Raw genomic sequence first — 14,836 nt, 5'->3', positions numbered from 1 at the left:
CCTCGGGCGTGATCCCCACCACGATGCCGGCGTTGGCATTGCGCTCGTTGCGCGAATACTGGCTCATGCCGTTGGTGACCACCCGGCCGGGTTCGCTGGTGGCGGCCACCACGGTGCCGCCGGGGCACATGCAGAAGCTGTACACCGATCGGCCGTTGCTGGCGTGGTGGACCAGCTTGTAGTCGGCCGCGCCCAGCAGCGGATGGCCGGCCTGCGGGCCGAACCGCGCGCGGTCGATCACTGTCTGCGGATGCTCGATGCGGAAACCCAGCGAGAACGGCTTGGCCTCCAGATACACGCCGCGGGCGTGCAGCATGGCGAAGGTGTCGCGCGCGCTGTGGCCCAAGGCCAGCACCACGTGGTCGGCGCGCAGTTCGTACGGTTCGAGTGCTGACAGCGCGAGTCTTCCACCGCCGTCATTTGGCATCAAGCCAAAACGAACCAACCCATCCATGAAGCGTGCTTGTCGCTTCAACACGCAGTCGTGACGGCGGCGCATTTGCTGAAAGATGCACCAAATCTGAGGGCCGGCCTAGCCGGCCCTTGTCTTTTGTAGCGGATCGCTGTCGCACCGACTGAGACGGTGCCAGCCTCAAAACCCATACCGCAAAAAGCCACCGTCCACGGCGATGCATTCGCCGGTGACATAACTGGATGCAGGCAGGCACAGGAAGGCAACGGCGCTGGCCACTTCTTCGGGTTCGCCGATGCGGCCCATGGGGGTGCGCAGCAGCACGTCGTCCAGATAGTCGGGGTCGGCCAATTTGCCGCTGGTGCGGCGGGTGCGGATGTACCACGGGGCCACGGCGTTGACGCGGATGCCGTCGTCGGCCCATTCCACGGCCAGGTTGCGGGTCATCTGATGCAGCGCGGCCTTGCTCATGCCGTAGGGGGCGCCGCTGCGCACATGGGTGATGCCGGACACGCTGCCCACATTGACGATGCTCGATGCCGCATGTTTGCTCAGCAGCGGATGCGCCAAGCGGCACAGTTCAAACGCCGAGAACAGATTGGTTTCGAAGATCGTGCGCCACTGGTCTTCGCCATAGTCCAGTGTCGGGCGGGTGAGGTTGCCGCCGGCGTTGTTGACGAGGATGTGCAGGCCGCCTTGGTCGTTGGCCCAGTCGATCAGTTCCGCACGTTGCTCATCATCGGTCACGTCGGCGGGTAGGGCCAGTACCGCGTCTTCGGGCCCGGGGAATTCGTCTTCCAATTCGGCCCGCGCAGACTCCAGCAATGCGCCATCACGCGCCACCATCAACACCTGCGCACCCAAGCCCAGCAGCTCGCGACAAATGGCCAAGCCAATGCCGGCGCTGGCGCCGGTGACAAGGGCGCGTTGGCCATCCAGATTCCAGCGGGACGAGGGCATGGGCAGCTCCATCAATGAGGTTCAGCGTAGGATAGGCCAAGCACTCTGCGGAGAAACCCTGATGCGCGCCACTGTGTTGTTGCCATTGCTGTGCATGCTGGCCGCGTGTTCGGCCCCGCCACCGCCGGACCCCGCGCAGCGGCCGGAGCCGAAGGCGGCAACGCCATCGCCGATCACCACCACCGCCAATACCTACAAGGATGCGGCACACACCGCCGCGGAGACCGCGCAAACGCAGGCGGCGGAGCAGGCCAAGCAGGCGGATGCGGCGACGCAGTAGCGCGTCACCGCTTCGATCAAACCCTTACTGCGGTGTGCAGAAGCAATACGCCAGCGCCTTGACGCGTTGGTTGCCGGGTTTGGCCAGTGCGTCCTGCACGAAGCGGAATACCGGCTGTTCCTGCACGTGGCGGGCCAGCAGCAACTCGGCACTGCCACTGTGTTGCAGCAGGGCGATGCCGGCGCGGCTTTGCAACATGCCGCCCAATAGTTGCGACAGCGGGGTGGTGCTGTCTTCGATATAGCGCGTCTGCCAGGCATCGGGCTTGCCCAGCTTGGCGCGGCTGGCGGCGTCGGCCACGGCATCGCCAAGGCTGCCGAATGCATCCACCAAGCCACGGTCCTTGGCTTGTGCGCCGCTCCACACGCGACCTTGGGCAATGCTGTCGATCTGCTCCACGCTCTTGCCGCGCGCATTGGCCACGCGGCCGGTGAAGTCGCGGTAGCCCTTTTCGATCACGGCCTGCACGGTGGTGGCCACGCCCGGATCCAGCGATCGGGTCAAATCAAACGCGCCGGCATATTTGGCGGTGGCCACGCCATCGGTATGCACCCCGAGTTTGTCCAGGCTGCGATCGAGCGTGGGGAACAAGCCGAAGATGCCGATCGAGCCGGTAATCGTGGACGGATCGGCATAGATGCGGTCGGCATTCATGCTGATCCAATAGCCACCAGACGCGGCCACATCGCCCATCGACACCACCACCGGTTTGCCGGCGGTTTTCAGTGCGGCTACTTCACGGCGGATTTGTTCGGATGCAAACACTTCGCCGCCGGGCGAGTTCACCCGCAGTACCACCGCCTTCACATCGTCATCGTCACGCGCCTGGCGCAGCAGTGCAGAAGTGGATTCGCCGCCCACTTTGCCGGCGGGCAATTTGCCACCGGCGATTTCGCCTTCCGCCACCACCACCGCCACTTGCGGGCGATTGTCGGCCTGCGGCAGTGCGCTGTTGATATGTTGCAGATAGGCATCCAGCGGCACTTGCCGGTAGCCACCGTCGGCATTGTCATCGGCCACGCCGCGCTGGGTCAGCAGGGTGTCCACTTCTTCCCGGGTCTTCAGCCCGGTGACCAGTTTTTGTTGCAGCGCCAGTTGCGCCAAGTCGCCGTGCGCGGCGCTCACTGCATCCGGCAAGGTGTTGGCGTAGTTGGACAGCAGTGCGGGATCAATGCTGCGTGCTTTGCCGATATCGGCCAACATGCGCTGCCAGATATCGCCCATCCAATACAGGTCGGCTTCTTTCGATGCTGGCGATGCGGCATCCAGAATATAAGGCTCGGCGGCGGACTTGAAGGTGCCTACCTTGAACAGGTGCACGTCCACGCCCAGCTTGTCTTGCAGCGCGGTGTGGAAGAACTGGCGGTACGAGGCCAGCCCGTCCAGCATCACCCCACCGGAGGACATCGGGTCCAGATAGATTTCATTGGCTTGCGCGGCCAGCAGGTATTGTCCCTGCGAGAAGCTGTCGCCATAGGCCACCACTTGCTTGCCGGCAGCACGCACGGCTGCCAGCGCCGCGCCCACTTCGCGCAGCGAGGCAAAGCCGGAGGGTTCCATGTCCTGCACGTTCACCACCACACGTTCGATGCGCTTGTCGGTGCGGGCGGCGTGCAGTGCACTCAGGACATCGCGCAGGCGCACTTCCTGACAATCCCGGCTATGGGTGGCATGCGCCAGACTGCGGCTCAAGGCATCGCAGGTGTATTGCTCCACCAGCCGGCCTTCGGGGGCAAACACCAGCGTGGTGCGGCTCTCCAGCGGGGTGAGCCGGCCACCAAACAGTGCTGCCAGCAACAGCAGGGCCAGCACCGGCAGCAATAGCAAGAACAGCAGATTCAACACCAGGCGACGGGTGAAATTGATCGTATTCCAAACGCCAATCACAAGGCTGGCGATGGGGCCGCGGCGGCGCGGTTCGTTCATGAAAACTCCGGGAAAACGCAAGGCCGTGATGCGGCAGTGGGGATGGGTATGGTAAAGGACGCGGGGGTGTGCTTCATGCGCCGTCGGTCATGGGTCGATGCGAAAACGTGTTGGCAAGGCGCTGCGGTTGGCTGCTGCGCAAAAACCGCCGGGCCATCAGGATGGCGGCCACCAGCAGGCCTGCGGTCAGCCCCAGCCACATGCCGCGCGGACCCCCGTTCAAGCCCAGCCCCAACCACGCGCCTACCGGCATGCCAATGCCCCAATACGCCAGCACCGCCAGCCACATCGGTACGCGGGTGTCTTTCAGGCCACGCAACGCGCCGGCCGACACCACCTGCACGCCATCGGGCAATTGAAACAGCGCGGCATACAGCAGCAGGCTGCCACCCAGCGCGATGACGGCGGGGTCGGCACTGTAGAGCGAGGCGATGGCGTGATGGCCCAGCAACATGGTGCTGGCGGACAATACTTGCGTGCACATGGCCAAGGTCAGCCCTGCGAAAGCGGCACGCCGCACGCCTGCTGCATCGCCGCGCCCCAACGCATGCCCCACCCGCACGGTCGTGGCCTCGGCAATCCCGAACGGCAGCATGAAGCACAGGGTGGCCACATTCAGTGCTACCTGATGCGCCGCCGCCGGCACTTCGCCCAAGCGGCCAATCAACAGCGCCGTCACGGCAAACAAGCCGCCTTCCATGGTGACCGTCACGCCAATCGGCAAACCGGTGCGAATCAACGCACGCAAACGCGGGCCATCTGGCCAGTGCCAGTGGGTGAACAGCTGCAAATCGGCAAAGCGTTTGCTGATGGCCAGATACAGCGCAAAAGCCAATGCTTGTGCCCAAAACATCACGCTGGTGGCAATCCCGATCCCGGCCACGCCCAGCTCGGGGAACCCCAGCAAGCCATTGGTCAGCACATACGCCAGCGGCGCCAGCACACACAGCCCGCCAAAGCCCAGCAGCATGGTGGGCAACGACCAATGCAAGCCGTCGCTGAGATAGCGCATGCACAAGTACAGGGTGAAGGCCGGCACGCCCCAGCGCAGCGTATGCAAAAACGCAGTGACGCCCGGCACGATGTCAGGTGCGATGCCCATCGGTGCCAACAACAGCGGCATCGCGCTGACCAAGCCAAACAGCAGCGCACCCAGTGCCAATGCCAGCCACAGGGCTTGCCGAAACAATGGACCAATCTCGCTGCGGCGGCCTGCGCCATCCAATTGCGAGACTGCCGGTGGCAGTGCCATCAAGGTGCCCATCGGTGCCAGCATCGGCAGCCAAAACAAGGCGGCGCCCACCGACACCGCCGCCAGTGTGGTGGTGCCGTGATGGCCAGCCACCACCGCATCGACCAGACTCACCAGCCCACTGGCCAGGTGGCCTGCGGCCAATGGCGCAGCCAGCGTGGCGGTGCGCCTCACGTCGTGACGGAAGCGTGAGGGTGTTGTGGGTGTGGACATGCGAGAAAGGTATCGATGGGCGCTGGCATTGCTGCGCGCGGCCTGTCATTTTATCTGGATGCAAATGAATATCACGCCCGATTCCGCCGATGACATCCCCGTGGCGGCCGTCTGTCGCAATTGTGGCGAGGTCCTGCACGGGCCCCATTGCCACGCCTGCGGGCAGCCGGTCAAAGGCCTGATGCGGCCGTTGGGCAGCGTGTTGGGTGATTTGCTGGACAGCGTGTTTGATTTCGATGCGCGGATTGTGCGCACGCTCAAGCCGTTGTATCTGCGTCCGGGGTTTTTGAGTCTGGAGTATTTTGCTGGTCGGCAGGTGCGCTATGTCACGCCGTTCCGGCTGTTTTTCTTTTTGGCGGTATTGGCGTTTTTTGTGGCGCGGTTGACCGTGCATGTGGATGGTGCGGGCGCGGGCGAGCCGCCGCAGGTATTCGCCAAGGCCACCACCGTGGCGGCGGTCGAGCAGGCGCGCGATGCGCAATTGGCGCAGATGGCGCAAGCCAAACGCGAGATGACGGGTACCCCAGCGGCGGCTGGCATCGTCGGCATCGAGGCCGGCGAACAGCGCATCCGCGAGGCCGCCGATGCGCGCATTCGAGAGCTGCAAGGCAAGCCCGATAGCGCGGGCAAGGCCGTGTCAAAGGCCGGCAAGCCTGCCGATACGCAGCCTGGTCTGGTGATCAATGGGCAAGTCTGGGATGCCGACAAGCACCCGGTCACTATTAGCTGGCTACCAGCATTTGGCAACCGCTGGCTCAACGATCAGGTCAAGCGCGGCAGTGACAACGTGGAGCGCCTGAAGCGTGATCCCGGCGCGTTCAAGGACGCGGTGCTCAGTGTCATTCCCACCACCTTGTTCGTGCTGGTGCCGGTGTTTGCGCTGATGTTGAAGGGCGCATTTTTGTTGCAACGGCGCTTGTACATGGAGCACCTGATCGTGGCCCTGCACAGCCATGCCTTCATGTGCCTGTCGCTGTTGCTGGTGTTGTTGGCGGCGGTGCCGGCAGAAACGTTCGCACCCGATGGCACGTGGATCAATAGCGTGTTCGATTGGGTGATCGCGCTGTTGCTGCTGTGGGTGCCGGTGCATTTGTTGTGGATGCAAAAGCGCGTGTACGCCCAGGCCTGGCCGATCACCGTGCTGAAGTTTGGCGTGCTGGGTGTGCTGTATTCGGTGCTGCTGGCTTTCGCCGTTACCGCTGCGGCCTTGATTGGCTTGGTGGAAATGTAAGCGGCCTGACGGGTACGGGTGCATTGCGCTGCGCACGCAGCATGTCTGACGCGACGCTGAGGCGCTGCAAGCCTGTTTCGATCAGCACGCGTCACGCATGCGTGAAGATGGTGTGGCGCGTTTGGGTGGCAGATTCAGTGCCGGTCGACGGGTGCCTGCCGGGCATTGCGCGCGGATTCATTGATGCAGTTGCGCTTGCAACCACGTCGAGCGCTGCGCCGCCGGTAGTGCCAGCAGGCTTTGCCGCAGCGCGGCGCGGTGCTCGGGTGGAGTGGTCTGCGCCAGACGGGCGAGGGTGTCCAGGTCATCCGGCGAGGCCTGGCGCAGCATGTGCACGACGGGCTGCTGTTCGCCGGGGTCGATATACGCAAACAGTGCGGCGATGCGCGGCCAGTTGCGGCCCAGCACTGGGCCCAGATGCCAGCCGCGATGCGCGTCAAAACTTTGCGTTGCATAGCGTTGCCGCAGTGTATGTTGCTGCTGCGCGGGCAAGGCGAAGAAGTGGGCGGCGGTGGTGCGCAGGCTGGCGCGTTCGGACTCGGGCAGGGCTTGCCATTCGGCCCACACTCCGCGCAACCACGCGGTTTGTCGCAGATTGGCGCGGTTCCAATGTGGCAGCGGCGCGCTGGCGGTGGTTTCCGGTAGTGGTTCGGCTTGTGTGCTTAGCCACGCCAGCAGGGGCAGGTCGGTGGCCAACGCCAACTCCTGCGGCGCGGCGAACAGGGCACGATCGGGGTCGTTGGCGGTATCGGCGGGGTCAAAGCGGGCCTTGGGTGCAGCGGCAGCGGGCAGTGCTTCCACCCGCACCCGGTTGTGCCATTCATTCCACAGTACCCGCCCGCGTGGATGCAGGAAGAAGGTGGCCGTCAGCGCCAGCAGCCCCAGGACCACCCCCAGCCACAGCCAGCGTAATAGGTGCCGATGGGGATGCGGCGGCGGGTCGGCTGTGCCGGTGCCGGTGGAAGGTGCACTGGCGGTCGTCTGCGCGGCGTGTGGAGGCGGTGCCGGGGGCGGCGGTGCCTGTGGCATTGCGTCAACCATTTCCTGAGCGTCTGGATCCGGGACGTCCAGTGCCAACTGCACGGCATCGCGCCACTGCCGCCATACCGCGATGTCCGGCTGGCCGTGCGCATCGCGCGGCAGTGCATCGCGAATCCGCTGCTGATAGCTTGCAACTTCGCAATCCAGTGCCGCCGCGGCCTCGGATTCATCCAGGCAAACCACCAAATGCAGCAACACGGCAGCGCGGATCGCGGGTGGCAGCTGGGCAATTGCTGGCAGAGGAGTATTGGTGGATGCCCGTGTGGCCTGCCCCATGGCTGGCACCGAGAGCAGCAGCCGCCAGTACTGCAGCGGCCATTGCGCAATCGGCCATTGCTCGGCTTCCGAGGCAAACACCTGCTGGGTGACGGCCAGGGCCCGTTGCGTTGCGGCAGGGTCGCCTGTCTGCACTCGCGCCAACAGCTGTGCACGCCGTTCCAGGCCGCGCAGAAACGCAGCAATCGCCGTGGACTGTGGGGGCGTGGGGGCTGGGGAGGTCATGTCAAGTCATTGGCGATGATGCATCTTAGCGTGGACATACCGTGAAATATCGGCTTGACAGCGCGCCAATGGTCGGCTCCGCAAGCAGCCATGCGGGCTGTGGATATCGCAGTTGTGCACAGCGGCATGATTTGCTCGTTCGCGCATGTTCCACATGATGTTCGCGTTTTTTCCGGACGATGTTTCACGCGTAAGATATTGATTTATATGGAATCCAAGGTCATGGCGTTTTTTTCACCAAGATGACAGCGCGCACGTTCTGTGGCGCTTGCGCGGCACTGACTGTGGTCAGTTCACAGACTTATCCACAGCTTGTGTGGATAACGATGGATTCCCATAGAGAACAACGAGTTGCCGCGTTTACGTCAGGCAAGACTGAGCAATAGGCAGCAACCTCGACTGCGGCTGCTCCCGGCAGGGGCCACAAGCCCGCTAGACTGGTTCGATGCACCCATTTCCCATCTTGCGCGTGGCGCTGCCGGTGCCGCTGCCGCGCCTGTTCGACTACTTGCCGCCTGCGGATGCAAAACCCGTGGCGGTGGGGCAGCGGGTGCGGGTGCCGTTTGGGCCGCGTGAGCTGTGCGGCCTGGTGATCGAACATGCGCAGGTCGAGCCGGGCGTTGCCTTGAAAAGCGTGTTGGCGGGTTTGGATGACGCGCCGCTGTTGCATGGCGAATTGCTGGCCTCGCTGCGCTGGCTGGCCGGGTATCTGCACGCACCCTTGGGCGAAGTGCTGGCCACCGCGCTGCCGGCGCTGCTGCGGCGTGGCGAGCCGCTGCCAGAGATTGCGCAATACGGCTGGTGCTTGAACGAAGCGGGTCACACGGCCTTGCCGTCGATGCGGGCGGGCAAGCCGAAGGCGCTGGCGCAGTGGCTGGATCAGCTGCGGGATGAAGACAGTCTCGACGTCGAGCAACCGGGCTGGCGTGCAGCGTTGCGCACGCTGCGCGAACGCGGGCTGGTGGAGCGCATCGAGATTGCTGCCGATACCGAAACCGGGCCAGGTTTGCGTCCGGCAACTGAAAAAAATGCATCCCCCTCTGTTTCTCCCAATCCCGAGCAGCAGGCCGCCATTGACGCCATTCTGGCGGCGCAGGGCTTCGCGCCTTTTTTGCTCGATGGCGTGACCGGCAGCGGCAAGACCGAGGTCTATCTGCAGGCGATTGCCGCGTGTTTGGCGCGTGGCCAACAGGCCTTGGTGCTGGTGCCGGAAATTGGCCTGACCCCGCAAGCACTGGCGCGCTTTCGGGCGCGCTTGGGGGTGCCGGTGCATGCCCTGCATTCGGGCTTGAACGATAGCGAGCGTGCCAAGGTGTGGCTGCAAGCCGCCAGCGGACAGGCGCGGGTGATCGTGGGCACGCGCTCGGCGGTGTTCGTGCCGCTGCCGCAGGCCGGTTTGATCGTGATTGATGAAGAACACGACGGCAGCTACAAACAGTTCGACGGCATTCGCTACCATGCGCGCGACTTCGCCCTGCTGCGTGCGCGTGCGTTAGCCGTTCCCATTGTGCTGGGTAGCGCCACTCCATCACTGGAGACCTTGCACAACGCCCGCACGGGCAAGTTCACCGGGCTGCGTTTGCGCCAGCGCGCAGGTGCAGCCCAGCCGCCGCAGGTGCGTGTGCAGGATGTACGCAAGCGACCGCTGCACGCGGGGTTGTCGGATGACACCCTGCACGCCATCCGCAGCGCACTGGACGCCGGTGGGCAGGTGTTGGTGTTTCGCAACCGGCGCGGGTATGCACCTGTATTGCTGTGCCACGACTGCGGCTGGAGCGCGCATTGCCCGCGCTGCAGCACGCCGGAAAAACCCACGCCGATGACCGTGCACGCGCACGGCAAGCGCCTGCAATGCCACCACTGCGGGCACCGAAAGCCCGCGCCGCCGGCCTGCCCCGACTGCGCCAGCCTAGGCTTGCAGCCGCAGGGCAATGGCACCGAGCGCATCGAGGCCGAATTGCAAACGCGCTTTGCCGATGTGCCGGTGATCCGCATCGACCGCGCCAGCAGCGGCCATCGCGATGCCTTGCAGCACCACTTCGACACCCTCGGCGCGCAACCGGGCATTTTGGTGGGCACGCAAATGCTGGCCAAAGGCCATGACTTGCCCAACCTCACCCTGGTGGTCGTGGTGGGGATTGATGAAGGGCTGTTTTCTGCCGATTTCCGCAGCAGTGAAAAATTGGCGCAGTTGCTGATTCAAGTGGCTGGCCGTGCCGGCCGTGCCGATAAACCCGGCACCGTGTTATTGCAGACACATCACCCGGATCATGCCTTGCTGAACATTTTGGTACGCGGTGGCTACCACGCCTTTGCCGATGAAGATCTGGCGCTGCGCGAGGCCGCCGGGTTTCCGCCTTTCGCCTATTTGGCATTGCTGCGTGCCGAAGCCAAACACGCCGAGCCACCACTGCAGTTTCTGCAACAGGCCAAGGCGTTGTTGCTGCCTCATGGCATTCAACTGCACGGCCCACTGCCCGCGCCGATGCCGCGCCGCGCCGGGTTTGTTCGGCATCAGCTGATTGTGTCGTCACCGCACCGACGCGCGCTGCACGCGGCGTTGGCGGCCGCGGTTGCAGTCTTGTATGCCACGCCGCAAGCGCGCCGGGTGCGCTGGTCGCTGGATGTGGATCCGGTGGATCTGTACTGAATCAGGTCGCCACTGGTGGATGGCGCCGCTCCCAGCGCCGGAAGAACCAGCGCTTCACCAGCTCCACCAGCAGCAGGTAGGCCGCCACCATCGCGCCGAGGATGGCGAAAAACTCCGGCGGCAGCGGCACCAAGCCCAGCATCGCGGCCAGCGGCGTGTACGGCAGGATGGCGGCGAGCGCGACGATGCCCAGCGAGGTGGCGACGAGTAGCGGATGCGGGCGGCTTTTCAGCGGATTGCCGCGGGTACGGATGATGAAGATCACCAGCACCTGGGTGGCCAGCGATTCTACGAACCAGCCGGTGTGGAACTCGCGCTCGCCGGCCTCCAGCACCTTGAGCAACACATAGAACGTCAGGAAGTCGAACAGCGAACTGATCGGACCGATGGTCGCCATGAAGTCGCGGATGAAGGCCATGTCCCAGCGCCGCGGGCGGGCGAGGTCGGCATCGTCCACGTTGTCCAGCGGCAGCGGCGTTTCCGACAGGTCGTAGAGGAAGTTGTTGAGCAACACCTGCAGCGGCAGCATCGGCAGGTACGGCAGAAACAGCGTGGCTGCGGCCATCGAGAACATGTTCCCGAAGTTGGAGCTGGTGGCCATCATGATGTACTTCATGACGTTGCCGAAGGTCCGCCGGCCTTCGATGATGCCGTCATGCAGCACGCCCAGGTCCGAGCGCATCAGGATCATCGCCGCCGCCTGCTTGGCCACGTCCACGCCGCTTTCCACCGAAATGCCGACGTCGGCGGCATGCAGCGAGGGCGCGTCGTTGATGCCGTCGCCCATGTAGCCGACCACGTGCCCGCGCGCCTTGAGCGCCAGCAGCACGCGCGTCTTCTGCTGCGGGTTGGCGCGCGCGAACAGGTTGACGCTCGCCACCCCCGCGCGCAGGGCATCATCGTTCATCGCCTCGATCTGCGCGCCGGTGAGCACGCCGGTGACCGCCAGGCCCAGTTCGCCGCAGACGTGGCGCGCCACCAGCTCGTTGTCGCCGGTGACGATCTTGACCGCCACGCCGCTGGCCGCCAGCGCTGCCAGCGCTGGCTTGGCGCTTTGCTTGGGGGGGTCGAGGAAGGCGACGAAGCCCGCCAGCACCAGCGTGGTTTCGTCGGCGGCGGTGGCGTCAATGAAATCACCCGGTTCGGCGCGCCAGGCCACCGCCAGCACGCGGAAGCCCTGGTCGGCCAGGCGATCAAGCAGGCTGGTGCAGGCCTGCCGGCGGCGATCGTCCAGCGCGTCGGTGCGTGGCGATCCGTCGGCATCCGTACCGTCCTCCACCTGCGTGCAGACGCGCAGCACGTCCTCCGGCGCGCCCTTGACGATCAGCAGGCGCTGCGTGGCGTCCTCCACCAGTACCGACACCCGCCGGCGCTCGAAGTCGAACGGCACCTCGTCCAGCTTGCGCCAGCCGGAGACATCGACCTCGCCGTGCGCAAGGATGGCATCGTCCAGCGGACTCTTCAGGCCGCTCTCGTTGGCGCTGTTGAGGAAGGCCAGCCGCAGCACCCGCGCGCTGTCGTTCCCGGCCGGATCCAGATGCTGCTCCAACCGGATTCTCGCCTCGGTCAGGGTGCCGGTCTTGTCGGTGCACAACACGTCCATCGCGCCCATGTCCTGGATCGCCGACAGGCGCTTGACGATGACCTGCCTGCGCGCCATGCGCAGTGCGCCGCGCGACAGCGTCACCGACACGATCATCGGCAGCAGCTCCGGGGTCAGCCCGACCGCCAGCGCCACCCCGAACAGGAACGATTCCAGCAGGGGCCGGTGGAACATCGCGTTGACCAGGATGGTGAACAACACCAGCAACAGCGTCAGCCGCATGATCAGCAGCCCGAAGCGGCGCGTGCCGATCTCGAAGGCGGTGGGCGGCGGACGCTTCTCCAGATCTTGGGCGATGCGCCCGATCGCGGTGGCCTTGGCGGTGCGCAACACCCGCACCTGCGCCGAGCCGCTGACCACGTTGCTGCCCATGAACACCTGGCCGTCGGTCTCGGTGTCGATGCGGTCGACATCCACCGGCGCGGTGGCGGCATGGCGTTCGACAGGGAAAGCCTCACCGGTCAGCAGCGCCTGGTTGACGAAGAAGTCCTGTGCCAGCAGGACCTGTGCATCGGCGGGCACCAGGTCGCCGGCCGACAGCAACACGACATCGCCGGGCACCAGCTGCTCGGCGGGAATCTCAGCGCGCGCGCCATCGCGCAGCACGCTCACGTTCAGCGCCACCTGCTGCGACAGCTGCTCCGCGGCCTGGCCGGCCCGGTACTCCTGCACGAAGTCCAGCACCACGCTCAGCAGCACCATCACCGCGATCACGGCCGCACTGGTCGCATCCCCGGTGGCGGCGGAGATCGCGCAGGCAACCAGCAGCACGATCACCAGCGGGTTGCCAAAGCGCGCCAGAAACTGCAGTGCGACGCTGCGCCGGTGCGGTTTCAGCACGTTGGGGCCGAAGCGCGCCAGCCGCGCCGCGGCCTCGCTGCCGGTCAGGCCCGCAGCGGATGGCGATACTGTGCCGGCGATCTTGTCCATCCGCGCATGATGGCACCAGCCGACGGGCGATGCGTGTCGATGGATGCACAGGCAGGTAGGCCGCTCGCGCAGCGGCGGCGACATCGGCGACAATCGGGCCAATCCACCACAAACGGACCCACCGTGGCCAACTGCCTCGACCAGCTCCGCATGCATTCCGCCGTGGGCGCCGATCCCGGTGCCAGCGAGACCATCGCCCGCTGCATGCCAATGGATGTCACCGGCGGGATCCGCAAATTCGCCATCGACCAGCACAAGCTTGAAGCCTTGCTGGCAGCGGAACTGGGGTAAGTGCGATGCGCGTGGATAGCGAGTGGGTGCAGGTTGCGCTGCTCACGTTCGACTTGATCGGCACCTTCGTGTTCGCGCTCAGCGGCGGCGTGCTGGCGGTGCGCAAGCAGCTGGATCTGTTCGGCGTGCTGGTGCTGGCGTGCGCGGCGGCGGTGTCGGGCGGGATCGTGCGCGATGTGTTGATCGGCGCGCATCCGCCCGCCTCGCTGGCCGACTGGCGCTACCTGGTGGTGGCGATGGCGGCCGGGCTGGTCACTTTCCGCTGGCACGGCGTGATCGAGCGGCTGCGCAATCCGGTACAACTATTTGATGCCGCTGGCCTTGCGCTGTTCGCGGTGCTGGGCACCGGCAAGGCCTTGGCGTTCGGGCTGTCGCCATTCGCAGCCATGCTGCTCGGCATCATCACCGGCATTGGTGGCGGCATCGCCCGTGACTTGCTGGTGGTGCGTACACCCGTGGTATTGCAGCAAACCGAGCTGTATGCCATGGCGGCGCTGGTCGGCAGCGGCATCGTGGCACTGGCGGCCGCCTTCCATCTGCCGCAACACCCAGCGATGGTGCTGGGTGCCTTGGCCTGCTTCGGCCTGCGTTTCATGAGCATCCGTCGGGGCTGGAAATTGCCGGTGGCGGGTGGATCAGACGGGCGCTGAACGCGAAACAAGTTGCCGAGGTGAACCGGCTTCACGGATCAGGCTTGCACGCCGTTCGTCGCGTTGTTGAATAGGTGCCGGTTGCTCAACACCATGTCGCGGATGATGAAATCGAACACAACGAATACCACGCCGATGATACCGCCAAGCAACAGGTTCAGGACGCCGATGACGATCAGCTGGCCAACTCCCTCATACGCAGCAGGGACGCGTGAATCCCGTGCCAAGATCAGTGGTTGCAACTTCATCCTGGTCGTTGCTGCGTAGATGTTCCAGATGCCGACGATGATCGTGACGATCATCAGTACCTGCACGATCCCCAAGATCAGCCACAGGATGCCGGAGATGCGTTCGTAATCGGCGATCCGCCTGAGCGTCTGTTCGCCCACGTCATGGCCCGGCATCGGCGTATCGACGTCATCGCGAGTGGCGGGGTGCGTGACCTGCGCGTTTACGGGGGGATGCAGGGCGGTTCCGCAGGCGGCGCAAAACCTGCCGCCACTGGAAAGCGCACAACCACAAGCAGGGCAGAAATGCATACCGATCAGCGCCTGCAGTTCTGATAGCCAGGTGGCGGGTTGCTGGACCAATGGCCCTCGCACACCTCCATGCGGATCCGGTTGCGGCAATTGCTGCCCAAGAAGCCGCTTGAGCATTCGCTGCGGCGGTTTTCGTACTGTTCATCGGCAGTCGGTTGTTGCTCGACCTCACGCTGCCGTGCCGCTTCTGCATGTTGTTGCTCTCGCTCTTCCATCTGTCGCCGCTGTTCGTCCAGACGGTCACGCTCCAGCTGCAAAGCTTCGCGTTGCTGTTCGATCTCTGCCTGTGCGCGTTGCTGTGCGAGTTCTACCGAATCATTGCCCGGGTACTGATTGACCGCCGCCGCATCCGCCGCC

The 14,836-nt window shown here is 64.9% G+C and carries 12 protein-coding genes and 1 pseudogene; 6 read left to right on the top strand and 7 right to left on the bottom strand.

Features of this window, described 5'->3' with window-relative positions; translation table 11 throughout:
• Both QWB57_RS08635 and QWB57_RS08630 read right to left on the bottom strand, forming a co-directional pair.
• Positions 1–376, bottom strand: a pseudogene (locus tag QWB57_RS08635) (FAD-dependent protein); the annotation flags it as partial.
• A gap of 216 nt (positions 377–592) precedes the next feature.
• Positions 593–1,372: an SDR family oxidoreductase gene (locus QWB57_RS08630; RefSeq protein ID WP_223629623.1), complete on the bottom strand. Its 780-nt coding sequence runs from the start codon at positions 1,370–1,372 to the stop codon at positions 593–595.
• A 61-nt stretch (positions 1,373–1,433) separates the two neighbouring features.
• On the opposite strand from QWB57_RS08630, the gene QWB57_RS08625 reads away from it, so the two are divergent.
• Positions 1,434–1,652: a hypothetical protein gene (locus QWB57_RS08625; RefSeq protein ID WP_223629624.1), complete on the top strand. Its 219-nt coding sequence runs from the start codon at positions 1,434–1,436 to the stop codon at positions 1,650–1,652.
• 24 nt (positions 1,653–1,676) lie between these two features.
• On the opposite strand, the gene sppA is transcribed toward QWB57_RS08625, so the two are convergent.
• Positions 1,677–3,578, bottom strand: a complete 1,902-nt coding sequence (sppA, locus tag QWB57_RS08620; RefSeq protein ID WP_288969164.1) for a signal peptide peptidase SppA — start codon at positions 3,576–3,578, stop codon at positions 1,677–1,679.
• Positions 3,579–3,651: 73 nt separating this feature from the next.
• Positions 3,652–5,043, bottom strand: coding sequence for an MATE family efflux transporter (locus QWB57_RS08615; protein WP_288969163.1), 1,392 nt, complete (start codon positions 5,041–5,043; stop codon positions 3,652–3,654).
• Positions 5,044–5,107: 64 nt separating this feature from the next.
• On the opposite strand from QWB57_RS08615, the gene QWB57_RS08610 reads away from it, so the two are divergent.
• Positions 5,108–6,274: a DUF3667 domain-containing protein gene (locus QWB57_RS08610; protein WP_288969161.1), complete on the top strand. Its 1,167-nt coding sequence runs from the start codon at positions 5,108–5,110 to the stop codon at positions 6,272–6,274.
• A 177-nt stretch (positions 6,275–6,451) separates the two neighbouring features.
• On the opposite strand, the gene QWB57_RS08605 is transcribed toward QWB57_RS08610, so the two are convergent.
• Positions 6,452–7,816 carry a sigma-70 region 4 domain-containing protein gene (locus tag QWB57_RS08605; protein ID WP_223629628.1) on the bottom strand — a complete coding sequence of 455 codons (1,365 nt, stop codon included), beginning with the start codon at positions 7,814–7,816 and terminating at the stop codon, positions 6,452–6,454.
• A gap of 445 nt (positions 7,817–8,261) precedes the next feature.
• Here QWB57_RS08605 and QWB57_RS08600 point away from each other — a divergent pair, with 445 nt between their 5' ends.
• The gene (locus QWB57_RS08600) at positions 8,262–10,466 is read left to right on the top strand and encodes a primosomal protein N' (RefSeq protein ID WP_288969159.1); all 2,205 of its coding nucleotides are present in this window, start codon (positions 8,262–8,264) and stop codon (positions 10,464–10,466) included.
• Position 10,467: 1 nt separating this feature from the next.
• Here QWB57_RS08600 and mgtA read toward each other — a convergent pair whose 3' ends face one another.
• A complete protein-coding gene (gene mgtA / locus QWB57_RS08595; protein WP_223629630.1) occupies positions 10,468–12,999 on the bottom strand; it encodes a magnesium-translocating P-type ATPase in 2,532 nt (843 codons plus the stop codon).
• Positions 13,000–13,149: 150 nt separating this feature from the next.
• Between mgtA and QWB57_RS08590 the strand changes: the two genes are divergently transcribed.
• Both QWB57_RS08590 and QWB57_RS08585 read left to right on the top strand, forming a co-directional pair.
• Positions 13,150–13,290, top strand: a complete 141-nt coding sequence (locus QWB57_RS08590; RefSeq protein WP_288969158.1) for a hypothetical protein — start codon at positions 13,150–13,152, stop codon at positions 13,288–13,290.
• 5 nt (positions 13,291–13,295) lie between these two features.
• On the top strand, positions 13,296–13,940 hold the full coding sequence (locus QWB57_RS08585) for a trimeric intracellular cation channel family protein (protein WP_223629632.1): 645 nt from the start codon (positions 13,296–13,298) through the stop codon (positions 13,938–13,940).
• 38 nt (positions 13,941–13,978) lie between these two features.
• Here QWB57_RS08585 and QWB57_RS08580 read toward each other — a convergent pair whose 3' ends face one another.
• A complete protein-coding gene (locus tag QWB57_RS08580; RefSeq protein ID WP_288969157.1) occupies positions 13,979–14,596 on the bottom strand; it encodes a zinc ribbon domain-containing protein in 618 nt (205 codons plus the stop codon).
• Between the two features lie 41 nt (positions 14,597–14,637).
• Between QWB57_RS08580 and QWB57_RS08575 the strand changes: the two genes are divergently transcribed.
• The coding region (locus QWB57_RS08575) for a hypothetical protein (protein ID WP_288969156.1) at positions 14,638–14,836 on the top strand (199 nt) is incomplete at its 3' end.

The sequence above is a fragment of the uncultured Thermomonas sp. genome (genome assembly GCF_937872235.1).
Taxonomy (GTDB): Bacteria; Pseudomonadota; Gammaproteobacteria; order Xanthomonadales; family Xanthomonadaceae; genus Thermomonas; species Thermomonas beijingensis.
Note: the sequence above shows the minus strand (reverse complement) of the source record. Positions and strands in the feature narration are given on the sequence as shown.